The sequence below is a fragment of the Streptomyces sp. NPDC002643 genome (assembly GCF_053592555.1).
Window position 1 is genome coordinate 232,785 of record NZ_JBSFVY010000012.1, and the last position, 26,860, is coordinate 259,644.

The 26,860-nt window shown below is 71.0% G+C and carries 30 protein-coding genes; 18 read left to right on the top strand and 12 right to left on the bottom strand.

The annotated features are described in order from the left end of the window. Positions 1 to 30: 30 nt before the first annotated feature. Positions 31 to 1,023, bottom strand: a complete 993-nt coding sequence (locus ACWD4G_RS20300) for an aldo/keto reductase (protein WP_451295233.1) — start codon at positions 1,021 to 1,023, stop codon at positions 31 to 33. Positions 1,024 to 1,096: 73 nt separating this feature from the next. Between ACWD4G_RS20300 and ACWD4G_RS20305 the strand changes: the two genes are divergently transcribed. The 8 genes from ACWD4G_RS20305 (at position 1,097) to ACWD4G_RS20340 (ending at position 6,160) form a co-directional block, all read left to right on the top strand. Then, entirely contained in the window at positions 1,097 to 1,543 is a 447-nt protein-coding gene (locus ACWD4G_RS20305) for a hypothetical protein (protein ID WP_451295235.1), read from the top strand. Next, on the top strand, positions 1,540 to 2,181 hold the full coding sequence (locus ACWD4G_RS20310) for an HAD family hydrolase (RefSeq protein ID WP_451295237.1): 642 nt from the start codon (positions 1,540 to 1,542) through the stop codon (positions 2,179 to 2,181). Before ACWD4G_RS20305 ends, ACWD4G_RS20310 begins: the two co-directional genes overlap by 4 nt. A 103-nt stretch (positions 2,182 to 2,284) precedes the next feature. Then, positions 2,285 to 3,472: a helix-turn-helix domain-containing protein gene (locus ACWD4G_RS20315; RefSeq protein WP_451295239.1), complete on the top strand. Its 1,188-nt coding sequence runs from the start codon at positions 2,285 to 2,287 to the stop codon at positions 3,470 to 3,472. Positions 3,473 to 3,885: 413 nt separating this feature from the next. Further along, on the top strand, positions 3,886 to 4,164 hold the full coding sequence (locus ACWD4G_RS20320) for a hypothetical protein (RefSeq protein ID WP_451295241.1): 279 nt from the start codon (positions 3,886 to 3,888) through the stop codon (positions 4,162 to 4,164). Continuing rightward, complete coding sequence (locus tag ACWD4G_RS20325) at positions 4,161 to 4,391, top strand: hypothetical protein (RefSeq protein WP_451295243.1); 231 nt, start codon at positions 4,161 to 4,163, stop codon at positions 4,389 to 4,391. The genes ACWD4G_RS20320 and ACWD4G_RS20325 overlap by 4 nt, the downstream gene beginning before the upstream one ends. Further along, the gene (locus ACWD4G_RS20330) at positions 4,388 to 5,035 is read left to right on the top strand and encodes a hypothetical protein (RefSeq protein WP_451295245.1); all 648 of its coding nucleotides are present in this window, start codon (positions 4,388 to 4,390) and stop codon (positions 5,033 to 5,035) included. Before ACWD4G_RS20325 ends, ACWD4G_RS20330 begins: the two co-directional genes overlap by 4 nt. A 339-nt stretch (positions 5,036 to 5,374) precedes the next feature. After that, positions 5,375 to 5,869 (top strand): glycine-rich domain-containing protein, encoded by a 495-nt coding sequence (locus tag ACWD4G_RS20335; RefSeq protein WP_451295247.1) that lies wholly within the window; start codon positions 5,375 to 5,377, stop codon positions 5,867 to 5,869. 75 nt (positions 5,870 to 5,944) lie between these two features. Further along, positions 5,945 to 6,160 (top strand): hypothetical protein, encoded by a 216-nt coding sequence (locus ACWD4G_RS20340; RefSeq protein ID WP_451295249.1) that lies wholly within the window; start codon positions 5,945 to 5,947, stop codon positions 6,158 to 6,160. Positions 6,161 to 6,661: 501 nt separating this feature from the next. On the opposite strand, the gene ACWD4G_RS20345 is transcribed toward ACWD4G_RS20340, so the two are convergent. Then, positions 6,662 to 7,474, bottom strand: a complete 813-nt coding sequence (locus ACWD4G_RS20345) for an SDR family oxidoreductase (RefSeq protein ID WP_451295251.1) — start codon at positions 7,472 to 7,474, stop codon at positions 6,662 to 6,664. A 66-nt stretch (positions 7,475 to 7,540) separates the two neighbouring features. Further along, positions 7,541 to 8,965, bottom strand: a complete 1,425-nt coding sequence (locus ACWD4G_RS20350) for a hypothetical protein (RefSeq protein WP_451295253.1) — start codon at positions 8,963 to 8,965, stop codon at positions 7,541 to 7,543. 170 nt (positions 8,966 to 9,135) lie between these two features. On the opposite strand from ACWD4G_RS20350, the gene ACWD4G_RS20355 reads away from it, so the two are divergent. The 5 genes from ACWD4G_RS20355 to ACWD4G_RS20375 are packed head-to-tail and all read left to right on the top strand — an operon-like array spanning position 9,136 to position 14,797. Continuing rightward, positions 9,136 to 11,571 carry an MMPL family transporter gene (locus ACWD4G_RS20355; protein ID WP_451295255.1) on the top strand — a complete coding sequence of 812 codons (2,436 nt, stop codon included), beginning with the start codon at positions 9,136 to 9,138 and terminating at the stop codon, positions 11,569 to 11,571. After that, entirely contained in the window at positions 11,568 to 12,128 is a 561-nt protein-coding gene (locus ACWD4G_RS20360) for a hypothetical protein (RefSeq protein ID WP_451295257.1), read from the top strand. Before ACWD4G_RS20355 ends, ACWD4G_RS20360 begins: the two co-directional genes overlap by 4 nt. Next, positions 12,125 to 13,258: a 3-oxoacyl-ACP synthase III family protein gene (locus ACWD4G_RS20365; RefSeq protein WP_451295259.1), complete on the top strand. Its 1,134-nt coding sequence runs from the start codon at positions 12,125 to 12,127 to the stop codon at positions 13,256 to 13,258. The genes ACWD4G_RS20360 and ACWD4G_RS20365 overlap by 4 nt, the downstream gene beginning before the upstream one ends. A gap of 19 nt (positions 13,259 to 13,277) precedes the next feature. Then, entirely contained in the window at positions 13,278 to 13,568 is a 291-nt protein-coding gene (locus ACWD4G_RS20370) for an acyl carrier protein (RefSeq protein ID WP_451295261.1), read from the top strand. After that, the gene (locus tag ACWD4G_RS20375; protein WP_451295263.1) at positions 13,565 to 14,797 is read left to right on the top strand and encodes a beta-ketoacyl-[acyl-carrier-protein] synthase family protein; all 1,233 of its coding nucleotides are present in this window, start codon (positions 13,565 to 13,567) and stop codon (positions 14,795 to 14,797) included. Before ACWD4G_RS20370 ends, ACWD4G_RS20375 begins: the two co-directional genes overlap by 4 nt. A gap of 7 nt (positions 14,798 to 14,804) precedes the next feature. Here the strand turns inward: ACWD4G_RS20375 and ACWD4G_RS20380 are convergent, their stop codons facing one another. Then, the gene (locus ACWD4G_RS20380) at positions 14,805 to 16,637 is read right to left on the bottom strand and encodes an endo alpha-1,4 polygalactosaminidase (protein ID WP_451295265.1); all 1,833 of its coding nucleotides are present in this window, start codon (positions 16,635 to 16,637) and stop codon (positions 14,805 to 14,807) included. Positions 16,638 to 16,857: 220 nt separating this feature from the next. Between ACWD4G_RS20380 and ACWD4G_RS20385 the strand changes: the two genes are divergently transcribed. Next, positions 16,858 to 17,223, top strand: a complete 366-nt coding sequence (locus ACWD4G_RS20385) for a hypothetical protein (RefSeq protein ID WP_451295267.1) — start codon at positions 16,858 to 16,860, stop codon at positions 17,221 to 17,223. Positions 17,224 to 17,335: 112 nt separating this feature from the next. Then, positions 17,336 to 18,232 (top strand): phosphotransferase family protein, encoded by an 897-nt coding sequence (locus ACWD4G_RS20390; protein ID WP_451295269.1) that lies wholly within the window; start codon positions 17,336 to 17,338, stop codon positions 18,230 to 18,232. Between the two features lie 67 nt (positions 18,233 to 18,299). Here ACWD4G_RS20390 and ACWD4G_RS20395 read toward each other — a convergent pair whose 3' ends face one another. The 5 genes from ACWD4G_RS20395 to ACWD4G_RS20415 all read right to left on the bottom strand — a co-directional run bounded on the left by ACWD4G_RS20395 (position 18,300) and on the right by ACWD4G_RS20415 (position 22,064). Next, the gene (locus ACWD4G_RS20395; RefSeq protein WP_451295271.1) at positions 18,300 to 18,650 is read right to left on the bottom strand and encodes an ArsR/SmtB family transcription factor; all 351 of its coding nucleotides are present in this window, start codon (positions 18,648 to 18,650) and stop codon (positions 18,300 to 18,302) included. A gap of 244 nt (positions 18,651 to 18,894) precedes the next feature. After that, positions 18,895 to 19,350: an ATP-binding protein gene (locus tag ACWD4G_RS20400; protein WP_451295273.1), complete on the bottom strand. Its 456-nt coding sequence runs from the start codon at positions 19,348 to 19,350 to the stop codon at positions 18,895 to 18,897. Continuing rightward, positions 19,350 to 19,757, bottom strand: coding sequence for a pyridoxamine 5'-phosphate oxidase family protein (locus ACWD4G_RS20405; RefSeq protein ID WP_451295275.1), 408 nt, complete (start codon positions 19,755 to 19,757; stop codon positions 19,350 to 19,352). Before ACWD4G_RS20405 ends, ACWD4G_RS20400 begins: the two co-directional genes overlap by 1 nt. Continuing rightward, complete coding sequence (locus ACWD4G_RS20410; protein ID WP_451295277.1) at positions 19,754 to 21,514, bottom strand: SulP family inorganic anion transporter; 1,761 nt, start codon at positions 21,512 to 21,514, stop codon at positions 19,754 to 19,756. The genes ACWD4G_RS20405 and ACWD4G_RS20410 overlap by 4 nt, the downstream gene beginning before the upstream one ends. Before the next feature lie 190 nt (positions 21,515 to 21,704). Continuing rightward, positions 21,705 to 22,064, bottom strand: a complete 360-nt coding sequence (locus tag ACWD4G_RS20415) for a zinc ribbon domain-containing protein YjdM (protein ID WP_451295279.1) — start codon at positions 22,062 to 22,064, stop codon at positions 21,705 to 21,707. Between the two features lie 266 nt (positions 22,065 to 22,330). Between ACWD4G_RS20415 and ACWD4G_RS20420 the strand changes: the two genes are divergently transcribed. Then, positions 22,331 to 22,705 carry a hypothetical protein gene (locus tag ACWD4G_RS20420; RefSeq protein WP_451295281.1) on the top strand — a complete coding sequence of 125 codons (375 nt, stop codon included), beginning with the start codon at positions 22,331 to 22,333 and terminating at the stop codon, positions 22,703 to 22,705. Positions 22,706 to 22,886: 181 nt separating this feature from the next. Next, positions 22,887 to 23,258, top strand: coding sequence for an ArsR/SmtB family transcription factor (locus tag ACWD4G_RS20425; RefSeq protein ID WP_451295283.1), 372 nt, complete (start codon positions 22,887 to 22,889; stop codon positions 23,256 to 23,258). 44 nt (positions 23,259 to 23,302) lie between these two features. Here ACWD4G_RS20425 and ACWD4G_RS20430 read toward each other — a convergent pair whose 3' ends face one another. Next, a complete protein-coding gene (locus tag ACWD4G_RS20430; RefSeq protein WP_451295285.1) occupies positions 23,303 to 24,193 on the bottom strand; it encodes a hypothetical protein in 891 nt (296 codons plus the stop codon). Positions 24,194 to 24,302: 109 nt separating this feature from the next. Next, the gene (locus tag ACWD4G_RS20435) at positions 24,303 to 24,719 is read right to left on the bottom strand and encodes a hypothetical protein (RefSeq protein WP_451295287.1); all 417 of its coding nucleotides are present in this window, start codon (positions 24,717 to 24,719) and stop codon (positions 24,303 to 24,305) included. A gap of 314 nt (positions 24,720 to 25,033) precedes the next feature. Between ACWD4G_RS20435 and ACWD4G_RS20440 the strand changes: the two genes are divergently transcribed. Then, on the top strand, positions 25,034 to 26,020 hold the full coding sequence (locus tag ACWD4G_RS20440) for a helix-turn-helix domain-containing protein (protein WP_451295289.1): 987 nt from the start codon (positions 25,034 to 25,036) through the stop codon (positions 26,018 to 26,020). A 126-nt stretch (positions 26,021 to 26,146) separates the two neighbouring features. Here ACWD4G_RS20440 and ACWD4G_RS20445 read toward each other — a convergent pair whose 3' ends face one another. Further along, entirely contained in the window at positions 26,147 to 26,662 is a 516-nt protein-coding gene (locus ACWD4G_RS20445) for a hypothetical protein (protein WP_451295290.1), read from the bottom strand. Positions 26,663 to 26,860: the final 198 nt, after the last annotated feature.

Consider the following 26,860-nt stretch of genomic DNA (forward strand, 5'->3'; position numbering starts at 1 on the left):
GGCGCTCGGACACGCATGCGGCCGCGACCGCTACCAGGCGAAGGCCTCCGGAGACGGTCCCGGCCCCGGGAAGATCTCGTCCAGCCCGGCCAGCAGTTCCTCGCTCAGCTCCAACTCGACGGCGCGCAGGGCGGATTCGAGCTGTTCCGCCGTGCGTGGGCCGACGATCGGGCCCGTGACGCCGGGGCGGGTGAGCAGCCAGGCCAAGGCCACCTCGCCGGGCTCCAGACCGTGCTTGTCGATCAGGTCCTCGTACGCCTGGATCTTCGCGTGGACGTCGGGGCCGGACATGGCGCCCGCGGCCCGCCCCTCGGCGCGCCGGCCGCCCTTGACCTCCTTCTTCAGCACGCCGCCCAGCGCACCGCCGTGCAGCGGCGACCAGGGGATGACGCCGAGGCCGTACTCCCGCGCGGCCGGGATGACCTCCATCTCGGCGCGGCGCTCGTAGAGGTTGTAGAGGCACTGCTCGCTCACGAGGCCGATGGTGCCGCCGCGACGGGCGGCGGTCTCGTTCGCCTGGGCGATCTTGTAGCCGGGGAAGTTGGAGGAGCCGGCGTAGAGGATCTTGCCCTGCTGGACCAGTACGTCGACGGCCTGCCAGATCTCCTCGAACGGGGTGTCCCGGTCGATGTGGTGGAACTGGTAGACGTCGATGTGGTCGGTCCGGAGCCGCTTGAGCGAGGCGTCCACGGCACGCCGTATGTTCACCGCCGACAGCTTCTCGTGGTTGGGCCACGCCGCGTCGTCCGCGCCCATGTTGCCGTACACCTTGGTGGCGAGGACGACCTTGTCGCGCCGCTCGCCGCCCTTCGCGAACCAGTTGCCGATGATGCTTTCGGTACGGCCCTTGTTCTCGCCCCAGCCGTAGATGTTCGCCGTGTCGAAGAAGTTGATGCCCGAGTCCAGCGCCGCGTCCATGATCGTGTGGCTGCCGGCCTCGTCTGTCTGCGGACCGAAGTTCATGGTGCCGAGGACGAGTCGGCTGACCTTGAGTCCCGTGCGTCCGAGCTGCGTGTACTTCATGATCCGCACGCTAGTCGTGTGGGGTGTGGTTTGGGTAAGAGCGATCCCCCAACGTCCCCCGCGTCCTGCGGACTTGGGCCACCCCTCTACGACGCCCGCAGGCATCCGGGCGAGCGGCACCTTCGACACGACCGCTTCTGCCGTTTACCGGGCCATGCTCGACAACTCCACGGCCGACCTGGACGAGGGACCGGGCCGGATGGAGAGCGGCGACGTCTACCGGTCGGTCCGCATCACCGGCCTCGACGCCATCGAGAGCGAACTGGAGGTCCTGGCCCGGGGCCTGCGCTCGCTGGACGGCGCCTGGGGCGCATATGTCCGCGCCCCATGTATTGCGCGTTCCGGCCATAGTGGCGCATTGTGTTCGCCCCATCACCTCACCGGTGCCACCGCCCGGCATCTCCCAGGGGTGGTGAGTGCCTCCCTGCTGCCAGGCGGGGTGGCGTACCGGTGCCCCGGCCTGAACTACCCCCGGTCCGGCCGGGGCGCCGTACCGCGATCCGTAGGCTTCCAGGGGTGATTGAGACCATCGTCCTTGACATCGGCGAGACCATCACCCGCGATGACCGGTACTGGAATTCGTGGGCCGACTGGCTCGGCATCCCACGCCACACCCTTTCTGCCCTCGTCGGTGCCGTCGTCGCGCAGGGCCGCGACAACGCTGACGCTGTCCGCCTCATGCGTCCCGGCATCGACATTGCTGCGGAATACGCGGCGAGGGAGGCGGCCGGCCGTGGTGAGTTCCTCGACGAGAGCGATCTCTACGCCGACGTGCGACCGGGGCTGTCGGCCCTGCGCGAGCAGGGCATCCGCGTCGTCATCGCGGGCAATCAGACAAGCCGGGCGGGGGAGTTGCTGCGCGCCTTGGATCTGCCCGCTGACCTGGTTGCGACCTCGGCTGAGTGGGGTGCGGCCAAGCCGGCCCCGGGTTTCTTCGCTCGGGTGCTGGAGGTGGCGCAGACCGCGCCGGACGCGACGGCGTACGTAGGCGACCACCCGGCCAACGACATCTACCCCGCGAAGGCGGCCGGGCTGCGCGCAGTGCACATTCGCCGCGGGCCGTGGGGGCATCTGTGGGCGGACGACCCGAACGTAGTGGCGGCGGCGGACTGGCGGATCGACACCCTCACACAGCTTACGTCGGTCATCACGAGATAACGGCCAAACGGCCCCACCAGCCAAGACTGGTGGGGCCGTTCATGTACACGCTGCGTCGTGGTGCGGATACCGTTCGGAGTGGACGCCCCGAACTGGAGCCAGTATGCCCGCAGCCACGCATGGCGGGGTCGGCAAGCGGATTGCCTACTACCGCAGTGTCATGCGCCCGAAGATGACACAGCAGCAGCTCGCTGACGCGGCCTGTGTCGCCCTCGGCACGATCCGCAAGATCGAAAGAGGCGAGCGCGGCGTCACCGTTGCCACCCTCGAAGCCATCGCTGATGCGTTAGGCATTGACCCTGCCCGGCTATGCGCTGACCGAGGGGCCGCCCACACCACGGTCCACGATCAATTGCCCGTACTCTCCGCGGCGCTCGCCACATACGACCTGCCTGACGACGGCCCGGTCCGGCCGCTTCACGAACTGCGTGATGCAGTGAACCAGGCAGTGCGGTGGCGGCTGGCGTCGCAGTACACGCGTATCTCCCGCGTCCTTCCGGGCCTGCTCACCGAGCTTGCACGCGCCCGCCAAAGCGCACCGGTCGAGCAGCAGCGTGAGGTCGCCGAGATGTTCGTCACCGCGTGCCGCTCGGCGGACGCTGTGGCCTACAAGTTCGACGCCTACGACCTGTCGGCCCGGCTGATTGAGCTTATGCGGTGGGCCGCGCCCGAGACTGAGAACACGCTGCTCGCGGCCGCCGTCGCTTACGTACGGACAGAGACCTTCTTCGCCGCGAGCGCCCATGCTGCTGGGCTTCGTGCGCTGGAGCAGGCCATCGACGCCACTCCTGCTTCGGCGTCACGGCCGCAGATCGCCGCACGCGGCGCACTCCATATGAGGGCCGCCGTCATCGCCGGGCGCGCACGCAACGCCGAGGCCGCACAGACCCACATCGATGAGGCTCGCACACTCGCCGACCAGGTGGCAGAGGACATCTACTGCGGGACCGCCTTCGGCCCCGACTCGGTCCGCGTACACGAGGTGTCCCTCGCCGTCAGCCTCGGGAACGAACACGTCAGCCGCGCCCTCGACGTCGCCGAGGAGTGGAAGCCACCGACTGATTTGCCGGCCGAACGCCGTTCCGGTTTCTACATTGAACTCGCCCGCGCGCAGCTGTGGTCTGGCCTTCCTGACGACGCCTTCGAGTCGTTGAAGGTGGCCCGCGCCATCGCCCCCCAGCACACCAGGGAACACCGCTGGGTACGCGAGGACGCGGCCACACTCCGGCGCCTGAGGCGGGCCGACTCCGAGAGCCTCACCAACTTCGCTGAGTGGTGCGCTGCCACCTGAACGCCGGTACCTCAGATACCCCTCGCTGGGGTACTTGTGCCTCTTGCCAGCCCCCACCATCTGTCACATGCGCAGGAACCGACAGATGGGAACGGGTATGTCTGACGCGCTCCCACTCACGCCCACGGTCATCGATGGCGGGGTGAGCATTGTGCGGTTGCACGGCGAGGCATGCTTCGACTGTGGTGCTGTCGGCAAGAACCTGCGCGCGGCTGGGTCCGTCGTGATCCGGGGCAGTTTGCGCGTGTGGCAGATCGTCACATGCGGATGCCGGCGCACGGCGAACGCAGCGTGATGGCCAATCAGAGTAGGCCGCCAAGACCCCGGCGACCGGTCACGACGGTCCCGGGGCGCGGCCACCAGCTGCTGAGGAGCTGATGACAGTGATCCTTGTACCACGATTCGGCAGGCACGTGAGAGCACTGCTGTTCGGGTGGCGCCTATCCGGCCACCGGGCCCCCACCGCGGAGTTGGCATCCAGCCCGAACTTCCGCGCGGCGTACATGTCGCCCGCGATGCTGAGGGCGTGCCTCGGCGCGGCACGCCGCCGTCGGGCCCCGCATCTGTGGCCGTCCTCCGAGTTGTCCCTCGTCGAGGCCGACGCGATCACCCCGGTTCTCGTGCGCGCCTACGTGATCCCCGAGGACGAGCAGACCCGGCGCCTGGCCTCCCCGGCGAGGAGGGTCTGGTGACGATGACCGCGCGCAAGGCAGCTATCGGTGACCCCGTCGAGGACACCGACCGCAAGAAGATCGGCGAGGTCATGGGGTTCGAGGGCCCGTACGTGCAGCTGCGGCCGCTTGGAGGCGGCCGGGAGTGGGACGCCGAGCCCGACAGCATCCGTCCCGTCAGCCGCCAAGAGGCCCTGCGTGCCCGTCTCGCCGTGGCCAACGCCCGGTCGCGAGGTGAGCGCCCGTGACCACTGCTGAAGCCTCCGGAAAGGGAATCCTGTTCAGGGAGCAGGACTTACCTGCGTTCCGGGACCACCTCCATGACTGCGAGCGCTGCGCGCACTCGTCGACGGCGGTCGACGGGTGCCCGGACGGATACCGCATCAGGTGGCGCCTGGCACCGGTCGACGACGCCGCCGAGCTGGTGCTGCTCGCCCGGGACGCGCCGGCATCCACGCCGTCGAGCCCGTCGCGGCCGCTGCGATACAAGGTCATGCTGCTCGCGGACGAGTTGGCGCTGCTGATCACCCACGTCGGGCACCACCAGGGCGACGACGCCCCCGAGGTGACCGCTGAGGTGGACCGTGCCCGTGACATCCTCGCGCTCAAGCCCGGCGTGCCCGAGGCCGATCTGTGGGTGCACGCGCGCCGTCTCGCCCATTCCGTCGTGAGCCTGCGTAAGCACGTGCGGTCCCTCGGCGGCCAGGAGGACGACAGTGAACCGCCGACCTTCTGCTGGGGCTGTGCCCGGATGATCCGGCCCGGCCAGCCGTACAGGACATACCCGATCGACAGTGCGACTGGCCCTGGCGCGACCGTGTATCTGCACGATGCCTGTGAGCCGGGGCCGACCCCATCGCGAGCAAGACCGCCGAAGGCCAGGAAGCCGTGATCCGGATTACGGGCCTGGCTCTGTACGTGGCAGTCGTATCCGCCCCCGTCCTCGCCCTGGTGCCGGCGCGGACGCCGACCTGAGCGCCCCCACGGCGACCGAGGGTCAGGATCGCACCCCATGACGCCTCTCTGGCTGGGAACGGAAGCCTGGCCGGAGGTGGCAAGCCCGCTCCATTGGAGGCCCGGAAGCCTCCGGCGGGGCGGGTGATCAGAACTCCGCCCCGGCCGATCGATCCGCAAGGTTCGTTGTAGTGGGGGCGGACCTGTCAGTGCCTCGGCGGGCGTAGCCCCAAGCACGGCCCGCCGAGGCCGCCCACCCAACCGAGTTGGAGGACTCGTGCAGACAAGCACGCTCGGCCAGACCGACGCAATGGCGGCCCGCGCACTCATAACCGAGGAGGAGTTCGCCGGCGTCGTCGCGACGGTGCTCGACAACAACAAGGAGATGGAGCAGCCCACGGCGGAGCGCGTCGTCTTGGAGGCACTCAAGTTCGTGGACACCTGTGTCCGCTTCCCCGCCCTCAGGCTCCGGCCGTCGAGGATCGTCGACGAGGGATGGCACGCCCTGATCCTGCACACCCGCACCTACGCGAGGCTGTGCCAGTCGCGCGGCGGATTCGTACACCACGTCCCGGAGCGCCCGGACCCCTCCCGCCACAACCCGAAGGAACTGGAACGCACCCAGGCCGCGATCGTCGAGGCCGGGTACGAGGTCGACCTGACGCTGTGGCTGTCGCCGACTGATGCCTCTGTCCCGGTGGCCGCCGACTGCGAGCACAGCGGCGGTAGCGGTGGCTGCTCGGGTACGTGCTTCGACGGCGGCCCCAACTAGCCACGTACGGGTGAACTGAGCCTGCGGCGCGCACTGGCCGCCCTACGCTGCTGACCACGAGCAGGGAGGCAAACCATGGAGTGGACAGACCCGCGCTACGCGTCGGCCATCGACCTGCTGATGACGATGCGGGCCACGGCGCCGCAGGAGCCCAAGGCGATGTGCCGGCGCTGCCGGGGATTTCGGTTCCACCTGTTCATCGCCCCGGGCGGGGAACGGCACTGGAACCCCTGCGCCGTGTGTGGCGAGACCGGCCGGCATCCGGTCCGGCCTCGTCGCCCGCGTCGTTGACGCGTGACTCGGCCCCGCTCGTCTGCCATCCCCACTCGAGGCCCAGGACCTGTCGGTGAATATGTCCTGAGGGTTGGGCTGGGCCGCGTCATGCCCCCAGGCGCCGGGAAACGTGGCTGCCTCAAGAGTCCCCACGCCGCGCCGACCCTGACGAGTTGATGAAGAAGTTACTCGGGGGATGTCAGGGGCGAGTCCGTCTGGCGGCGGATGTCGTGGGCGCCTGCCCGGGCGGGGATTGGGCGCCATGCGCATTCAACCGGTTGTGAACACGACCGTGCCTCTTGCCCTTTGCCTGGTCATCGCTGCGCGGCCCGCCGCCTCTGCCGCGCCCCCCGCTCCTCCGGGGTGCGGTTTGTGGATTGAGTACGGAGGTTGTCGTTCGAGTACGGAGGTTGTCGATCGAGTACGGAGGCGACGCCTCGCGGCGCCGGGGCTGTGGGTGGTGCGGGTGGCGCGCACGACCGGGCGGCCAGGAGGCGCGGATTCCTCGACGGGCTCGGTTCAGAACCTCCCGGTCAGGTGGAGCGCCGTGCGGGTGACGCGGTCGGTGAGGGCGGCCGGCAGGGTGGCGAACAGGGGAGCCACGGGTGCGCCGGGGCCGACGCGGTAGCGGCGGCGCGGGGACTTCGCGGTCAGCGCTCGGCGTACGACGCGGGCCACGACCTCGGGGCCCGGCGGCGAGGACCACGCGACGAGCCGGGACACCGTCTGCCGGGCCCCCGGGGGCAGGCGGTCGAGTCCGTCCGAGAGCATGGGGGTGTCGATGAAGCCCGGTTCGACGAGGCTGACGTGGACGCCGGTGCCGGAGATCTCCACGCGCATCGCGTCCGTGAGCGCCTCCAGGCCGTGCTTGCTGGCGGAGTACCAGCCGTTGTAGGGGACGGACACCAGGCCCCCGAGGGAGCTCATCTGGACGATGCGGCCGTCGCCGCGGTGCCGCATGCCGGGCAGGAGCAGACGGGCCATCCGGGCCGCGCCCAGCAGGTTGACCTCCAGGACGGCGCGGGCGTCCGCGTCGCCGATGTCCTCGAAGGCGCCGGTCGGCGCGATGCCGGCGTTGTTGACGAGCGCCCAGGGGCCGCCGCCGGTCCCGTCCTCGATCTCCCTCACGGCGTCCTGGCAGGAGGCGGGGTCGGTGACGTCCAGCAGGACGGTGCGCAGGGTCCGGCCCCGTTCCCGCGCCATGACGGTCAGTTTCTCCGCCTTCTCCCGGCAGCGGGCGGTGGCGATGACGCGGAAGCCGTGGGCGGCCAGGTCGAGCGCGGTGGCCTGTCCGATACCGCTGGTGGCGCCGGTGACGACGACGGTCTTCAACAGAGAGGTCCTTTGAGCGGGGGGAGGGGGAGGGAGCGGGGGAGCGTGCACAGGGTGGCGCGGATGTCAGCGGGCATCGGAGGAGGCATGCTCTGGTGACGGTCGCGCCGTGGCCCGGTCGGGGACGACGGCCGCGTGGAGTTCGGCCAGAGAGGCCGTCAGGAGGGCCGGCAGGTGGTCGACGCGGTCGACCCAGTGTTTGAAGGACGGCTGCACCAGGATCGTTTCCGGGCCCTGTACGACGACGAAACCGCCGTCGACCCGCTTCGGCCGCTGCGAGACGCACAGCAGGTCTTCGGCGCCCATGGCCTTCGGGTCCTGGGACGAGGGAACGACGGTCACCACGGCGCACGGGCGCTCGCAGTGGACCAGGGTCCGGGCGAGGAGCCGGCCCAGCGGGTCCGGGGCGTGCATGGCGCGGGTCTGCAGGGCGCGGAACGCGCTGAGGACACGGTGATCGGTCCGGTCCATGACCAGCCGCAGACGCCGCTCGGGCGAGGGTTCCGCGCACGGCAGAGTGAAGGGGTACATGCCCACCTGGTTTCCCAGGGCGGTCCTGTCCCTGGGGGCCCGCAGACTCATGGTGAGCATCGTCGCCAGGCCCCGGCGCTGCCGGCGACCGAGGTGGCCGGTCCAGTACTCCGGGGTCCAGTCGCGCAGCGCACCGCAGATGACGGCGAGCAGGACCTGTGCGGTGGAGGCGCCCGTACTGCGGGTGATGTCGTCGAAGACGGCCCGGTCCAGGCTCACTTGGGAGTACCGCCAGCCGGTGTCGGCGGGGTGGGCGGCCAGAGGAAGCCATTCGGCGCAGGGGAGAAGGACTTTGGACGCGTGGCGTACGCCCGTCCACAGCCCGTGCTTCCACAGTTGGCCCGACCGCGGTACGCCCGTTCCTGGCCCGCGCTTCCGCAGTACGCCCGTGCGCCGCTCCCGCTTCGGTGGCCCGAGTTTCAACGGCCCGCGCGACGAGGGCGGTTGCGGACGTGGCGCCGGAACGCGGGCGGGCGGCGGGAGCCTCTCCCCGGTGAAGAGGGCGTTGCCGGTGAGGGCCATCGCGATGCCGTCCTGGAGGAGATGCGACACCCGGTAGGCGATCAGGTACTCGTCCACGTCCTCGCGGTAGCCGCTGATGACGAGTACGCCCCACGGCGGCCGTCCGGTCGGCCACTCCCGCTCCGCGGCCTCCCTCAGACAGGAGGCGAGCGATCGGCCTGCGGGGAACCGGAGTTCGGCCACATGCTCGGGCAGATCGACCTCACACGGTTCGAAGTACCGGTGCCAACGGCGCCCGCCGACGCGGTAGCCCAGCGCGGGGATGCGCTCGGTCACATCGGCGAGCAGCGCGCACAGTTCGCCGGCGGTGGGCGGAGTGCCCCGCAGACGCAGGGCGACCAGCCCGTCCCGGTCCTTCTGGGGCAGCAGATGCATCATCTTGTCGATCGTGTTGAAGGGGACCGCGCCCTCGGCCGGGCGGTATCTGCGCGCGAACATGCCGATCACCTCACCACACGTTGATTACGTTCTGTGTAACTATGTAGCGCATAGTAACTAGATGGCATCTCTGGACACGATTGCTCCCTTTATTGCGAGTTGTCGAATGTTCGGATCAACGGCCTTCCGTCAACGGAGTGTTGAGGGGGCTTCGACAGGAGATCGCGCGCATGCTGAAGCCGACGACGGGGCGGCGGCGGAGCCGATGGCTCGTCATGCGGGGCCGATGGTCCGGCCTGCGGGGCCGGTGGTCCGTCCTGCCGGGCCGGTTGCTCGTCCTCATGTGGGCGCTTCTCGCGCTGGCGGCCGGGCTCGCGATCCCCGTGGGGCTCCATCACCCACAGGAGATGTCCCTTGAGGCGCCGGGCAGTTCGTCCGCGCGCGCCACCGCACTCATCGAGCGCGGCTTCCCCGAGATCGGCAGCCGACAGGTGATCCTCGCCTTCGACTCCCCGACCCTCACCCTGGACGCGGAGCCCTACCAGCGGGCGCTCGCCGCGACCACCGAAGCCCTCGGATCGGCGCCGGGCATCGGCCAGGTCATGTCCGTCCCGGCCCCGCCGGACCTCGACCCGCACCACACCTACCTGGCGGCCGGTGTACGGGGGGACGCCGATCTCGGGCCGCTTCTGCCCCTCTGGCAGGAGCGTGCCGAAAGGGCCGCCGCCCGCGCCTCGTCGGGCCGGGTCGAGGTGGCGCTCACCGGATTCCCGCCGGTGGCCGCGGAGTTGCAGCGGACCGGCCTCGCCGATCTGCGGACGGTGGAGGCGGTGACGCTCCCGGCGGCCCTGGTGGTGCTGACCGTCGGCCTGGGCGCGGTGGGCTCCGCCGTGGTGCTGCTGGGGACGGCCGCCTTCGGCGTACTGCTGGGCGCCGGGGCCATGGCCGCGCTGGGGACCGTACTGCCGGTCGACAGCACCTCGCTGACCGTCGTCAGCACCGTCGGTCTCGCGGTCGGGCTGGACTACTCCCTGCTGATCCTGCTGCGTTACCGCCGCCACCGCCGGGACGGCGACGCTCCGTTGGAGGCCGCACGACGCACCAGGGCCTCCGCCGGGCGGGCGGTGCTGTGGTGTGCGGGCGCGGTCGTACTGACCTGTACGGGGCTGCTGACCGTGCCGCTGGACTTCGTCCGGACCATGGCCGCGGCGGCCGTCGTGGCCACGGCCTCCACCGCCGTCGTGGCCGTCACCGCGCTGCCCGCCGCCCTCGCCCGCCTCGACGCGCTGCTGACGTGGGGACGGCTCCGCGTCGCCCGGGGCGGTGGCCGGGGCCGACTCCACACCGGTCGAGGCAGTGGCCGCAGCCGGTTCCGCCTCGGCCCGGGCAGCGGTCGGCTCCGCGTCGGCCGGGCCGGTGATCGGCTCCGCACCGGCCAGGGCAGTGACCGCAGCCGGCCCTGCCCCGACCAGGGCGGCGGTCGCCTAGCCCGTCCGGCTCCGGAGGAGCATGTCGTACGTCCGTCCCTCGGGGAGCGCCCCACCCCTCCGGCCGCCCTGGGCGAGCGCTTCACCCGGCATCTGATGCGCCGCCCGTGGCCGTATCTGCTGGGTGCCCTCGCCGTGGTGGCCCTCGCCGCCGCACCGGCCGGGCAGTTGCGCCTCGGGCTCCAACTGGACCGTGGCGCCATCGCCGACACCCCGGCGGGGCGCGGGCTCCAGCAACTGGAGGCCGACGGGCTCACGAACGTCACCTTCCTCGCCCTCCCGCACCGCCCCGGCACGGGGCCCGTGGACACCACGCTCCTCGCCGACGCCCTGCGCTCAGACCCGCGCGTCAGCGGGTTCGGTGTACTCGACAACGGGCGGGACCTGACCGTCGTCACCATCACCGACCGCGTCCGCGCCGACAGCCCCGCCTCCGCCGGCCTCGTCGACGACCTGCGCGCCACCGCCGCCCAGACGCTGCCGGGCCGGCCGGCGTACTCCGGCGGACCGGCCGCCGCGCTCGCCGACCTCCGGGACGCCGCGGTGGCCGCGGCGAAACCGGTCGCCGTGCTCGCGGCCACGGGCTCGTTCCTGCTGATGCTCGTGGCGTTCCGCAGTGTCGTCCTGCCGTTGAAGGCGCTGGCCATGAACGTCCTGTCCACGGCCGCCGCGTTCGGCCTCCTGGCCTGGGTCACCGGGCAGACCGCCCAGACCGTCAACGTCGGCGTCCCGCTGCTGGCCCTCACGGTCGTCTTCGGGCTCTCGCTGGACTACGAGATCCTGCTCGTCCACCGCGTCACCGAGCACTACCGCACCACGGGCGACCACCGGGAGGCGGTCGCGCGCGGTATGCGCGACAGCGCCCGCCCCATCACCGTCGGCGCCGCCGTGATGGCGACCGTCTTCGCCGGGCTGATGGCCACCCACCGCCAGGACTTCCAGCAACTGGGCTTCCTCGTCGCCGCGGCCGTCCTGCTGGACGCCACCTTGATCCGCATCGTCGTCGTACCGGCCCTGATGCGGCTGCTCGGCCACCGCAACTGGTGGATGCCCCGCGTTCTGCACCGCCTGGTCCCGCCCGTCGCCGTACGCCCCGCGCTGCCCCCGCAGCGTCCCGGCCACCCCGAGAAGCCCGCCCCCGTGGCAACCGCCACCCACCACCGAGGAGACCGCGCATGACGCCCCCGCTCACCCGCCGTATCGCCGTGTCCGCCGCCGTGCTCGCCCTCGGGGCGCTGGCGGCAGGCCCGCCCACCACCATGGCCCCCGGCCGAACCGTGCTGACCTGCCATGTCGCCACCAGCGCGGCCCACCCCATCACCTTCGCCCCTCCGCTGGGCGTCCGGACCCGCGCGACCCGCGTCAGCGCCACCTTCCGCGTCACCGGCTGCGTCTCACCGGACCGCTCCGCGAGCCGACTGCGCTCCGGCACCGCCACGATGAGCGGCAGCGGCCGGGCCAGCTGCTCCGGCGGCTCCGGCATCGGCGGATCGGTCACCGTCAGGTGGTACGACGCCTCCGGCCGACGCGCCGGCACCTCGGTCATCGTGCCCAACCGGCGCTCGGTCAACGGCTACAACCCCGCCGACGCACTCCTGGGCGGCAACGTCACCCGAGGCCCGCTCACCGGAGCCTTCATGACCGGCAGCGCCACCCCGACCAGCGATGTGACCTCCTGCGTCAGCCGAGGCCTGCGCACGGTCAGCGGCGCGGGAACGGTCCGCTTCCAGCGATGACACCCGTTCCCCGCCACAGCGACGCACCCGTTCCCCGCCACAGCGACGCACCCGGTCCGCGCTACGGCGACGCACCCGTCCTCCGCCACAGCACGGTCCGTCACGTCGCCGTCCACATCCCCACGCGCAGGCAGCACGGGGAGGAGATCGAGCACGAGGTCCGCGCGCGCAACCCCGAAGTCCGGCTGCTGCCCGGCCTGTTGAAGCAGATGTACGGCTTCGAGGAGCGCCGCGTCGCGCCCCACGGCACCTGGCCCTCCGACCTCGCGGCAGCCGCGGCCCGCCGAGTCCTGGACGAGACCGGCCTCACCGCCGACGACATCGACCTGCTGCTGTTCGCCTCTGCCTGCGAGGACCTGGAGGAGCCCGCGACCGCGCATGTCGTCGCACACAAACTCGGCGTCACCGCACCGGTCTTCGACATCCAGAACGCCTGCAACGGCTTCCTCAACGCCATGGAGACCGCCGACGCCCTGATCCGCGGCGGCGCCTACGGACGCGTCCTCGTCACCACCGGCGAACGCGGCACCGTCCACACCCGCCAACCCGCCCGGAACCGCGACGAACTCGCCCTCCTCCTGCCCGCGCTCACCCTCGGCGATCTCGGCGCCGCCATGCTGCTGGAGGCGAGCGGCCGGCCGGGCCTGCTCGCCGCCCGCTTCTTCGCCAACTCCTCCGGCTGGCAGGCGGCGACCGCCACCAACCCGTACTTCACGCCGGACGACCCGCGACCGGCCGTCCGCTTCGACTCGCAGGCCCTGGCCGCCGCGTTCGACGGCATGGCCGCCGCCTGCACCGACGCCCTGCGCGGCCTGGGCCGAAAGCCCGGGGACCTCGACCTCGTCTGCCTCCACCAGGCATCCGTGCCCTTCACCCGACTCACCCTCGACTCCCTGGGCATCGACGAGGACCGGACCGTGCCGACGTTCACCCGCTTCGGCAACGTCGCCACCGCCACCGTCCCCCTGCAACTCGCCGAAGCCTCCCGCACCGGCCGCCTCCGCCCCGGAGACCTGGTGGGCCTGTACGGCCTGGCCAGCGGAGCCTCCGGCGGAATGCTCCTCATGGACTGGCACCCCCAGACAGCCCCACCGGCACGACCGGCTCCACCGGCACGACCGGCCCACTGACCACGGAAGAGAGAACCCCATGTCCCCCTCCGCCTCCACCTCCCCCTCCACCGACTCCTACGACATCCTCCGCACCGTACTGACCTCCACCTTCAACGTCCCGGACGACGAGATCACCCCCGAGTCCACCCTCCAGGACCTGCAACTCGATTCCCTGGCCCAGGCCGAGCTGCTGGTGATCCTTCGGAACGACCTCGGCGTCGTGATCGAGATCGACGGCGGTCATGTCACCCGCACCTCGACTCTCGGCGCCCTCGCCACCGCCCTGGACGAGCTGCGTACCACCGGAGCCGGAGCGGGAGCCCGATGAGCCCGGCAAAGCCCCCGGTCGCCGTCACCGGCCTCGGTCTCGTCACCCCCGCGGGTGAAGGGGCCGAGGCGGCCTGGCAGACCGTACTAGCGGGCCGCTCCCTCGCCGCCCCCGACCCCGCCCTCGCCGGCCTCCCCGTGGACTTCTCCTGCCGCGTCCCCCTCCCCGGCCAGGCACTCGACCGGCGCATCGGCCGCAAATCCTGGCGCATGGGACGCCCGGCCAAGTTCGCCGTGCTCGCCGCGCGGGAGGCCGTACGCGACGCCGGACTTGACCCCGCCACCTGGGAACCGTCCCGCGTCGCCGTCGTCATCGGCTGTGGAATGGGCGGGCTGGAGGAGACGGAGACGCAGGCCCGGCGCCTGGAACAGGACGGTGTTCAGCAGGTCTCCGCCCTCGCCATCCCGAAGATCATCCCGAATCTCGCTGTCGGCGAGGTCTCCATCGACCTGAACGCCCGTGGCATCGGTTTCGCCCCCGCCACCGCCTGCGCCTCCGGTGCCACCGCGATCGCCGCGGCCCGCGACCTCCTCCACGCCGGCGTCTGCGACATCGCGATCGCCGGAGGGGTCGAAGCCGCCGTCTCCCGCCTGAGCACCGCGGGCTTCTGGCGCATGGGCGCGCTCTCCGTACGCACCGACGCCCCCGCCGAGGCCTCCCGCCCCTTCGCCGACGACCGCGACGGCTTCGTCATGGCCGAAGGCGCCGGCGTCCTGGTCCTGGAACGCGCCGTGGACGCCGCCGCGCGCGGCGCACGCCCCCGCGCCCTGCTCACCGGCTGCGGCAGCAGCACCGACGCCCACCACCCCACCGCGCCTCCCGAGGGCGCGCCCGGCGCCGAAGCGGCTCTGAACGGCGCGCTCGACGAGGCCGGCATCGGTCCGCACGACGTCGACCACGTCAACGCCCACGGCACCTCGACCCCCCTCAACGACTCGACCGAGGCCGCGCTTATCTCCCGCGCCCTCCCGCACCGCCCCAGCGTCACGGCGGCCAAGGGCGTCCTCGGTCACACCCTCGGCGCCGCGGGCGCCATCGAGGCGGCCCTGACCGTACTGACCATCCAGCACCGCCGAGTCCCGCCCATCGCCAACCTCCAGGCACCGGACGCGGACTTCGACCTCGACTGCGTCACCAAACAACCCCGCGCACAGGACATCCGCACCGCCGTCAGCCACTCCTTCGGCTTCGGCGGACACAACGTCGTCCTCGCGCTGCGCAAAGCCTGAGGCCTGGTCAGCAGGTCTCGCGCAGATAGCCGCCCGTGGCCTTGGGTACGACGTCCAGATCGCGGCGGACGATGCTCAGCGTGCCGCTCCAGCCGGAGCACGCGTTCTCCAGTCCCTCCGCCGTGTACTCGACGACGAACACCTTGTTGTCGAACGCTTGGGCGAACTCACCGCACTCGTTCCACTCGCCGCACTCTTCCACCACGGCGAAGTCCAGGCCCACGGAGGCACGGACGGGCGCCAGCTCCAGGGTGTTCTTCTGGGCGATGGCGAGGCCCTTCGCATGGGCGTGCGCCGACAGCAGCTTCATGAACGCCTTGGCCTGACCGGCCTTGAGGTAGTCCGGGAAGCGGGTGAAGGTGTCGTAGTTGTCGGGCTCGACGGCCTGGTACCCCTTGGCCGCGCACTCGTCGATCCAGGCGTTCACCCGGGCGGCGATACGTTTGCGCTTGGCGGCCGTACGGATGTCCAGGACCGCCTCGTTCCAGTCCTGGTCGTAGACGACGTTCCCGTCGGCGTCACGCAGCAGCAGATCGGAGTCCCAGTCGTCCTCCGCGCCCTCCTGCGCCTGGAGGGCGTTGAAATTGCAGATGTTGTACGCGTTCGGCGAGGACGGGTCCTCATGGCTACGGCTGACCACCCGCACCCCGCTCGGCAGGGCGTACGCACCGCCGATCTGGTAGTCCCACCGCACATGCGTCGGCGGCAGAGTCACCGCCCCGCCGGAGGCGGACGAGGGGGAGCCCGACTCGGAGCCGGAGCCGGATGCGGAGGCGGACTCGGTGGGTGACGGGGAACCGTCCGTCCCGTCCGCCCCGCCCTTCCCCTCGGTTTCCCCCGCCGTCGTCATCAGCGAGAAGCTCAGCCCGGTGACCACCAGAGCCGCGACGAGGCCGATGAGGATACGTGGCCCTCGACGTCCATGACGGGTGGAACGCCCGTCCGAGGCCACCTGGGTGGTGCCATCCGGAGCACCAGAGGAATCAGGGGCACCAGCGGAACCAGGCGAGCCCACGGAGGCCCCGGACTCCGCCGACTCCGGCAACGTCAGCACCATCCGGTGCAGTTCGGCGAGTGCGGGCCGGGCCGCCGGATCTTTGGCCAGACAGCGTTCGGCGATGCTCCGGAGCGGTTCGGCGACTCCGTCCAGGGCCGGAGCCTCGTACATCACCTGGTAGCCCGTCAGATAGGGGCTGCTCCCGTCGAACGGACGGGTGCCGGTGGCCGCGTACACCAGTACCGACCCCAGCGAGAACACGTCCGAGGCGGCGGTGACCTCCCGTGGGGAGGCGAACTGCTCCGGCGACATGAAGGGCGGGGTGCCGATCAACCGCCCGGTCATGGTGAGGGCTTCGTTGTCGACGGCGTGCGAGACGCCGAAGTCGATGACACGGGGCCCGTCCTCGGCCATCAGGATGTTGCTCGGCTTCAGATCACGGTGCACCACGCCCACCCGGTGGATGTCCCGCAGCGCCTCGACCAGGCCCAGCGCGAGTGTGCGCAACTCACCTCTGCCCAGCGGGCCGTCCTTCGCCACGACGTCCGACAGGGTGCGGCCCGGTACGTACAGGGTCGCCATCCACGGCTGCTCGGCGTCCGGATCGGCGTCCACCACCGGAGCCGTGAACGCCCCGCTCACCTGGCGTGCCGCCGCGATCTCCTGCCGGAAGCGCGTACGGAACTCCTCGTCCTGCGCGTACGGCGGGTGCACGACCTTGACGGCGACCTGCCGTCCCGAGGCCGAACGGCCCAGGAAGACGACGCCCATGCCGCCACTGCCGAGCCGGTCGGTCAGCGTGTAGCCGCCTATGGACTCCGCGTCGCCGGGTCTCAGCGGCATCACCCGTCACCCTTTTCATGTGCCGTGCCCTCGAAAGGCTGTTCAGTGGGAGAAGAGTAGACCGGCGCTTTCCCGGCGAGCAGCCCTCCCGAGCCGCGATGATCCTCACTTTTCGTCAGCTGCCGGGTTGAAGAGTTTTGCAATTGGCGCACTCCCGTTCTTCGCAAGTACGTAGCATCAGGTCCCGGCCCAACCGGCAGACGCAGGGGAGAGGGAGCGCATGAACATCGAGACCGCACTCAAGGAGGCCATGGTGATCGATGGCGCCGTCGGAGTGGCGATCGTCGACTACGAGAGCGGTATGTCGCTCGGCACCCTCGGCGGCGACAAGAACCTCGACATGGAGGTCGCGGCGGCCGGCAACACCGAGGTCATCAGGGCCAAGGCCCGCACGCTGGAGGCCCTCGGCATCCAGGACGACGTGGAGGACGTACTCATCACCCTGGGCGGCCAGTACCACATCATCCGGCCGCTCTCGGCCCATGGCGGCGCCCTGTTCATCTACCTCGCTCTCGACAGGGGCCGGGCCAACCTCGCCCTGGCCCGCCACAACCTGAAGCGCATAGCGGCAGCCGCTGACATCTAGATCCACCGGAAAGGCGCGTCCGAGGCGCTGCGTCTTCTCTGAAGGGTCCGCATCGGAGGTGAGGCGTGAACGCCGTTGCGGCTCGGAGCGGGGGCTCAGTAGCGTGCGGCGCATGATGTGGTCCGACCGAGCCGATGCGCGCCTCGCCAGAGCCGTTCTGAGCGAGGCGAACCACGCTCATGGCACCCGGTTCCGGCTGGATCACCGATTCGATGACGGGTTTCAGTCCGGAGCCTGGTCACTGATCGACGACACCGGCCGGCAGGCGGTACTGAAGCGGGGCCCCGACCGCGACTGGGCCCCTCGGATCGAGCGAGCCGCCGGGGGTGTCGCGAAGATCCGCGCCGCCGGATATCCGACGCCGGCCTGGCTCGCCGTCGGCCCCGGCCCGGACGGCTTCGGATACCAGATCCAGGAGTTCGTACCCGGCCGCAGCCCGAGCCGGGTCACCGCGAGGGAGGCCCGGACGCTGATCGACCTCCTGGAGACCCATGCCGGTCTCGACCCCGACCCGCAGCGGTGCTGGTCGCGGTATGTGACGGACCGCATGACCGGCCGGTGTGAAGACCTGTGGCGGCAGGCGGCCGGGACCGACCCGACGGGACGGGAACTCGTCGGCGTCTGCGAACGGCTGCTCGCCGCCCACGGGCCGGTCACCCTGCCCACAGGCGACCTGGTCCACGGTGACTTCCGCCCCGGCAACATCCTCTTCCACGCGGGCCGTGTCACCGGTGTCGTCGACATCGAGGCACTGGGCAGCGGCACCAGAGCCTTCGACTACGCGACGCTGCTGAGCACCCCCGACCTCACCCCTGCGGCGGTGCGGATGCTCCGCGCCGCCGGTGAAGAGGTGGCCGGACCCGGCGTGCTGGCGTACTGCTTCGCCCACGTCGCCCTCGACCTCGCCGTTTTCGTCCACCGACGAAACCTTCGGGCGGGCATCGAGAGCGTCCGCATGCTCGTCGATCGCGCGGCGTTCCTCCTGGGCCGCGCGCAGGGGGTCGCGTAGCTCGTCGCGCTGCCCGGATGCGCTCGCGCGCCCGAGCACGGATCGGCTGTCGGCGTCCCCCGCTCCCTCAGGACGGGGGTTTCGTCTGTGCCTGGGCGGCCCGCAGGTCCGCGAGCAGTTCGGCCTGTCCGGCGAGCACACCGGACAGGATGGCGCGGGCGACCTTGAGCAGTTCGGCGATGTGCGGGCTGGTCAGCGAGTAGTACACGGTCGAGCCCTCCTTGCGGGTCACGACCAGGTTCGCCCGGCGCAGCACCGCGAGCTGCTGCGACAGATGGGCCGGTTCGATCCCTACCTCGGGCAGCATCTCCGCCACGGCGTGCTCGCGCTCGCTCAGCAGCTCCAGCACCCGGATGCGCGCGGGGTGCCCGAGCGTTTTGAAGAACTCGGCCTTCAGTTGGTACAGCGGGGTCGTCATCGTGCCGTCCCCTCCCTGGCGGCGTGGTACAGCTCTATCGGCCGCTCCTTGGCGCATCGCTTCCACCCTCCCCCACCCTTCGGTCGGGGGGACCCCCACCTTGCTTCGCTCGTCACACACATGCGGCCCATCCTCGCCTGCGTCGGCGGCGACACCGAATCCGCGTACGAGAACGGAGTCTCCCGAGAACAGCGGTGACAATCTCAACAATTGCAAAGATGAGCAAGTCTATACATCGATGGCCTCACAGGGGCAGGGTGATCCAGATGCTCTTGCCCCTGCCGTCGGCGTCGCCCCTGACCACCGCCGTGCCGCCCAGGCCGAGGGTGAGTTCCATGACGGTGGCCAGCCCGCCCGTCCCGTAGCCGGTGCCCGTCCCGTCGCCGTCGCCGTCTCGGCCGGCCGACGCGTACAGCGGCGGCTGGTAGGGGTGGCGGTCGTGCACGGCGAAGGCCAGACAGTCCTCGCCCGCCGCGTAGATGACGGTGACCTGCGGGGAGAGCACGGCGGCGTGCCGGACGCTGTTGGTGACCAGCTCGCTCAGGATCAGCAGCGCCGGGTCGACCGTGGGGTGGCGCAGTCCTATGCCCCACTCGACGAGGGCCTGTTCGGCGGTCTCCCGGGCCGTCCGGACCGCCGACGGCATCATCGGCAGCGTGAGCACATGCCGGTAGGGCAGCACATCGAGCTGGACGCCCATCACGCCTCCGCGCGGGTGAGGCGGAACCCGGTCACCGTCTTGGGGTGCAGCCGCAGCAGGGTGTCGTGCGGGCCGTGGGTCCAGCCCGAGAGAGTGCGCCGATGGTGGGCCGCCTCGTCGGGATCGGTGATCACATCGACGGGTCCGGCGACGGTGACCGTCCAGCCGGTGCCGCCCACCGCCCGGATCTCGTCCACGTGGTACGTCGCCGTCGCCGCGACCGCGGTGGCGGGCGCGGGCGTACGCACCACCAGCCGCCCGTACTCCCAGGTGTGCCGACCGGGCCGGACGACGATCTGGTCCCGCTGTGTGTACACCAGCCGCCCCAGCGAGCTGCCCTCCAGCAGCCACAGGGCCTCGGCGCCCGAGACCTCGACCATGCGCAAAGGCGAGGGCGGAGTGCTCATGTGACGGTTTCCTCTGCTTCGTCCTTGATGGTTTCCCTGGTGCCGTCGCCGAGTGGCGGCCGTGACGTCCGGGCCGGGCGCGGCACCATGACACCGGCCCGCCCCAGGTAGGCGCGGGCCCCCTGGATCGCCTCGGGCGTGGTGGCGTACTCGCCGCCCTCCCGGCACAGCAGTTCCAGCGCGCCTACGGAGTGCAGCACCTGGCGCTGGCCGGGGCGGATGCCGGAGGCCATGACGACGATGCCGCGCCGGTTCAGCTTCTCCAGTACGTCCTTCAGGACCAGGGCGCCAGTGGCGTCGACGGTCGACACCCGGGACATACGCAGGATGACCACGCGTACGTCGGCGACCTCGGCCAGTTCGAGGAGGAAGCGGTGGGCGGCGGCGAAGAACAGCGGCCCGTCGATGCGGTAGGCCACGATGTGCTCGGCCAGCAGCGCGTGCTCCTCGGCGCTGTGGTCGCCGCGGTCGAGGGGGACCTGGGCCAGCCGGGCCTGCTTGGCCACGGCACGCAGGGCGAGGGCGCCCGCGACGAGGAGGCCGATGATCACGGCGTAGACGAGGTCGAGGGCGAGGGTCGCGACGGCGGTCAGTACGAGGATCAGGGCGTCGGAGCGGGTGGCCCTGGCCATCGCCCGCAGCGAGCCGACCTCGACCATGCGGATCGCGGTGGCCAGCAGTACGCCCGCGAGGGCGGCGAGCGGGATCTTCGAGACGAGGGGCGCGGCCGCGAAGACGATCACGGCGAGGACGGCGGCGTGGACGAGGGAGGCGAGCCGGGAACTCGCGCCGGTGCGGACGTTGACCGCGGTCCGCGCGATCGCGCCGGTCGCCGGCACACCGCCGAACAGGGGCGCGGCGAGATTGGCCACGCCCTGGCCCAGCAGCTCGCGGTCCGGGTCGTGCTGCTGGCCGACCGTCATACCGTCGGCGACCGAGGCCGACAGCAGGGACTCCAGGGCGGCCAGCGCCGCGACCGCCACCGCCGGGGCGAGCAGCGAGGTCAGCGAGCCCGGGTCGAGGAAGGCCAGCGAGGGGGTGGGCAGTCCGGCCGGCAGGTCCCCGATCGGCTTCGCCGCGTCCAGGCCGGCCAGCTGGGCGACGACGGTGGCGCCGATCACCGCGAGGATGGAGAAGGGGACCGTGGGCCGCAGCCGGGCGCCGAGCAGCATGACGGCGGCGACCGACAGGGCGAAGGCGACGGCGGTCCAGTTCGGGTGCCGCGCGAACTCCTCCAGAGCGCGCCAGGTCACCACGAGGACCCGGTCGCCCTCGGGCTTGGACACTCCCAGCGCACCCGGGATCTGCTGGAGTCCGATCACGGCGGCGATGCCGAGGGTGAAGCCCTCCACCACGGGCGCGGGCACGTACTGCATGTACTTGCCCGCCCTGAGCAGGGCGAGCGCGACGAGGATCACGCCCGCCATCAGCCCCACGGTGAGCACCCCGGACGGGCCGTGCTCCGCGACGATCGGCACCAGCACCACGGTCATCGCGCCGGTCGGCCCTGACACCTGGAGATTCGAACCGCCGAACACCGCGGCGAGCGCCCCCGCCACCACCGCGGTCGCCAGCCCCGCCTCGGCGCCGAGCCCGGAGGAGACACCGAAACCGAGTGCCAGCGGCAGCGCCACGATCGCCACCGTGAGACCGGCCAGCAGGTCCCTTCGCGGATCGCGGCGCATCTCCGCCAGATCACCGCGGCCGGGCATCAGCGCTGCGAGCCGGGCGACGGCCCGGCCGAGCGACCTCCTCATCGCCAGGCCCCTTCTTTCCTCGAACACAGGCAACAAAGCATCTAACCAATTGCAAGATTTTGCAATTCATCATCCCACTGGTGCACATGAGATCCGCTCACCGGCGGGTCGGGGGCGGGGGAGGGGAGGAGCGGGGTTGGGAGGAACGAGGTGGGGCGGGGTGGGGCGGGGTGGGGAGGCATGGGGAGGGTCAGGCCTTCTTGACCACGCTGGACTTGAGCTGCATCGCGCCGAAGCCGTCGATCTTGCAGTCGATGTCATGGCCGTCGACCCCGTCGACCAGCCGGATGTTGCGCACCTTCGTACCGGCCTTGATTCCCGAAGGGCTGCCCTTGACCTTGAGGGCCTTGACGACGACCACGGTGTCACCGTCCCGCAGCACATTGCCGACCGAGTCCTTGACGGCCTGCGTCCCGGCGGCGTCCGCGCCCTGTGCACCGGTCTCGGCGGGTGCCCATTCGTGGTTGCACTCCGGGCACACCACGAGGGCGTTCATCACATACGTGTACTCGCAGGAGCACTTCGGGCAGGGAGGAATGTTCTCAAGCATCCGGCCAGGGTAGCGGGCCCGGGCGCCCACCCCGCCGGGGGCCGAACGCCCTCCGCCCCTCCCGGCCCCGTGGTCCCCGTCGAACACGATCGGTCACCGGTGTCGCACCATCCGACATCTTCGGGCTCTCTCGTGCAGTACCGGAACAACGGGGGCCGCCGGGCAGGGGCGCTCCATAGGGTCCTGGGCACCGGCGGGGAGGGCGAGGCCCGAACCGCGCAGTGACCGGCAGGAGGAGATACCGGCATGGGCGAGGAGATACCGGAATGAGCAATGTGGAGGTCTCACTGAAGGAGATCATGACGTCGATCGAGGGCGCGCTGGGGACCGCCCTGGTCGACTACACCAGCGGTATGGCGCTGGGCACCCTGGGCGGCGGCAAGGATCTCGACCTGACCGTCGCGGCGGCGGGCAACACGGATGTGATCCGCGCCAAGACCCGCACGATGGAACACCTCGGCCTCAAGAGCGACATCGAGGACGTGCTGATCACGCTCGGCAGCCAGTACCACCTGATCCAGCCGCTCAAGAGCCGCAGCGGCAACGGCCTGTTCCTCTACCTCGTGCTCGACCGGGCGAAATCGAACCTGGCCATGGCCCGCCACCAGCTCAAGCGCGTCGAGGCCGTCATCGACGTCTAGGACGTCCGGGACCTGACAGCCACGGCCCCGCACGCACGCCCATGACTTGAAGATTTCTTCACATGGGCACATCCAGATCAGAGCAATCCACTGGGTGTGCGGGGCCGCATCCCCGAGGATCGGTTCCACCAGGATCGGTTCCACGAGAATTCGGTTCGTCACGCGGCAGGGAAGGATTCCCATGCAGGTCCCGCTCTACCAGGCCAAGGCCGAGTTCTTCCGCATGCTCGGTCACCCCGTACGCATACGGGTCCTGGAGCTGCTGCAGAACGGCCCCGTCCCGGTACGCGACCTGCTCGCCGAGATCGAGATCGAACCGTCCAGCCTCTCCCAGCAACTGGCGGTACTGCGCCGATCGGGGATCGTGGTCTCCGTCCGGCAGGGTTCGACCGTGAGCTACGAACTCGCCGGCGGCGATGTGGCCGAGCTGCTGCGCGCGTCCCGCCGCATCCTGACGGAACTGATCGCCGGCCGCACCGAGTTGCTCGCCGAACTCCAGCAGGCGGACCTCCGGCAGACGAACCTCCAGCAGGCATCGCGGTCCGGCGAGTAGCCGCCGCGGCCCATGCGCTCAGGGGGGCGTCGGGCCGGAACCCGTCAGGGCGCGGGGAAGGAGAGGCGTACGCCGTGCTCTTCCTCGGCGTCGCGCAACGACGGCACCAGGGTTTCGCGCAACTTGTCGACCTCGGCGGCGTGGTCATCGAGGAAGCGGGTGCGCAGCCGCTCGCGGATCGGCTCGCGGACGGCTTCCACCGGGCGCATGCAGTCGGCGTACGCCTCGCCCAGGGCTCGGTCCTCGCGTGCCATGTCCTCCGGGGCGGCGGAGTGCAGTCGGGTGTCCGTGTAGCGGAAGAAGCCGTCCTCGTCGGGGACGTCGATGCCGTGGCGTGCGAGGCAGTCGGGCAGTCCGGCCAGGACCTCGACCGTGGCGGGGTCGTCCTTCAGCGAGGCGAGTTCCTTGAACCAGCCTGCCTGGAGCGGCATATAGGTCTCGCGCAGCGCGTCGGCGGTGGCAGCGCCCTCGTCCCGGCAGCGGCGTACGTCTTCGGAGGTGCCGTAGCGGCCCTCGGCCGGGAGCGCGGAGGGCAAGGGGACCTCGGCACTCTGGCCGAAGCCGTGCCGGCCGACGAAGTCGAGGTCGGGCAACTCGAAGAAGCGGATGAACGCGGGCGGCGGGGCGTCCTGAGGAAGGTCGAAGCCACCCTCGGCGGCGCACGAGGCCGCGACCGTGTACGCCACCTGCTGCCCGAACGCGTCCAGCCCCTGCGCCCAACGGGCCTCGGCACCGGTCGTCGGCAGCAACATCCGTACGGGGTCGTCCGGGAGCGCGTGGGTGACGCGGGCGGAGGACACGGTGGCCGCGCCGTCAGGGCCGGAAGACGCCCCCGGGTTCGTCGGAGCGCCGGCCGTCGAGCAGGCGGCGAGCACGGATGCGGCCGCGGCGGCGACGGCGGCGACGGTGGCGGCACGGATCGCCCGGTTCCTCACTCCGATCCCCCCGTTCCCTTCTCTCTGTCCGTTTCCTCGGGCATCGGGGTGGCGCCGTCGGCCGGTCGGCCCTGAGCCGACGGCACCACCCGGAAGCGGCGGGTCGGGATCAGTGGGTGATCCGGACCGTGTCGCCGCCGTCGTAGTAGCTCGCCACGCCGAACCGGGTGCCGTCCGCGACGTCGGTGCACAGCCAGTACGTGGAGTCGTTGATGCTGTGGCTGCCGTCCGCGGCGTAGACGTAGCCCTTGGCGCAGGTGCGCCAGCCGCTGTCCCAGAGAAGGCGGCCGGCGTAGCGGTCGTAGGTGCGGGAGGTGGAGTTGTTGGAGTAGGTGAGGTTGAGGTCACCGCAGCTGCTGTTGGCCTTGGAGAGGATGGTGCTCGATCCCCGGTACCCCGTGGTCAGAGTCGAGGTGACACAGGCCTGTGCGCCCATCTCGGCGGCGGACGCCGCCGGCGCGAGGGCCACACAGGTCGCGGCGGCCGAGGCGATGGCCAGGGCCCCGGCGACGAAGGTTCGCTTCATGACTTCCCCCATCGGTTGTCGACGAACGGTCGGGCGGCGGGCGCTGGTCGCCCTGCCCGATGTGCTTCGCCAGTGACTCTGGCAGCCCCCGCCCCGCGCCTTCCACGACCTTTGACGAGGGTCGAAAGGCCCAGTTCAGACGGTGACGCCCGGTGTTCCGGCTTCCTTGTGGTTCCCCTGGTTTTCGGACATCCCGCCGCTGTCCGGAACCACCTCTCATCGCCTCCCCGTCTGTCCCAGCGGTGTCTCCACAGGGGCATCTCAAGGAATCTCACCGGGAGCCAACGCGGAGAAGTGCGGGGGGACATGGAGACATGCTGCGTATCGACTTCGGCACGGACGACCTCAACCGGCTGCGGGTGGCGGGCAACGGCGACTTCATGTGGGACGTGGTGCTCAGCCTGCAGCTGCTGCAGAACCGGCACTCGGCGCTGGTCTTCGACCCCTGGCGGAAACGGGTGCGCGAGGCGCTGACGCGGGCGGGGCTGTTACGGACGACCAGGGCGCTGATGGAGCTGTGCCCCAGCGCCTCCTACTTTCCGGACTTCCTCACCCCCGGACTGGGCGACCCCGATCCGGACACGGCTCTGGACGCCGTGCTCTCCACACCCGCACAGCGCCTGAGACAGGAACTCGCCCGGCTCTACGGGGACCGGCCGGCGCCGGCGGCGGCCCGTCGGCTGGCCGAAGGCGGGAGCGAGGTGCTGCACCGGCTGGGGGCGGCGGTGCGCCGCTATCACGCGGTGGCGGTGGCGCCGTACCGGACGGCCACCGACCACGCCCTCGGGGCGGACCGCTCGGCACGCGCCGACTCGGCGTTGGCCAGGGGCGCGGAGGGGCTGCTGGCCAGCTATCAGCCGGAGCTGACCTGGCAGGACGGCCGACTCGACTGCGGCTACCCCTTCGACCGTGAACTGGTGCTGGACGGCCGCCCGTTGACGCTGATTCCGTCGTTCTTCTGCACCCGGTGGCCCGTCACCCTGGCCGCGCCCGACCTCCCTCCGGTCCTGGTCCATCCGCTCGCACCGGCGCCGGGTTGGCTGGCGGAGGCCGACGGCGGAATCGGCTCGCAGGAGCGGCTGCACCGGCTGCTCGGACTGACCCGGACCCTGGTACTGGAGTCACTCGGCCGGCCGATGTCCACCAGCGGGATCGCCGCCTCGCTGCTGCTCTCCCCGGCCAGCGCGAGCCGCCACGCCGCGGTGCTGCGCGAAGCGGGCCTGGTCAGCTCCTTCCGGCAGGGCCACTCGGTACTCCACCGCCGGACACCGCTGGGAGAGGCACTGCTCAACGGAACGTGAGACGGCCGAGGCCGGTGAGGCGGCCGAGACTCGTGGGACAGCCGAAGCCCGTGAGACGGCCGAGGCGCGGCGAAGCGCCCGCCTCGGCCGGACCCGAGACGGGCGCTTCGCCAACCCCCGTGCGGATCAGCAGTTCTTGATCTTCCAGACCGGGGTCCAGTTGTACGAGGTGCTGGAGTTGAACGCGGTCGAGGTCTTGATGACCGTGCCGCTGGAGTTGTAGAAGTACGCCTTGGTGCCGGTGGTCTGGTTGTTGACGTAGCCGCCGGTGCCGTTCCAGTACGACAGCGAGTACGTGCGGCAGACGTAGAGGTCGAACACCTTCCACGCGCCGCGGACCGGGTCCCACACGCGGGTGCAGAGCCTGCCGTACGAGCAGGTGTAGTCGGAGCCCGACGAGACGTAGCGGATCTGTTCGGCCGACGGCGACACCGTCGGCGATGTCGCCAGCACACCCACGTCCGCCCGCGCGCCCGCCGGAGCCGGCGGCGCGGTCAGCGTCTGCTCGCCGCCCCGCGCCGACTCGGCGGAACCGGCGGCCTGAGCCGGGACGTCCGCCTGCGCCGGCGCCGCGAACAGCAGCGAGCCGACGGCCAGACCCGCCCCCGCGACGAGTCCCGCCACCTTGTGATGGACCTGCATCTGTTCCTCCTCCACACATCGAACATCGAACCGTGCGCGACCCATCGTGGAACGCACCCCCTCGGGCGGACGGAACATTCGACGGATACGCAAACAACGGGCAGGCGCTCGCCGCACGGTGTGGTGCGGGCCCGTCCGGGACGAGCGGCGGGCCGGTTGACCCTCCCCTTACGTCAGGCTTGAGGCTGGAGTCGAACG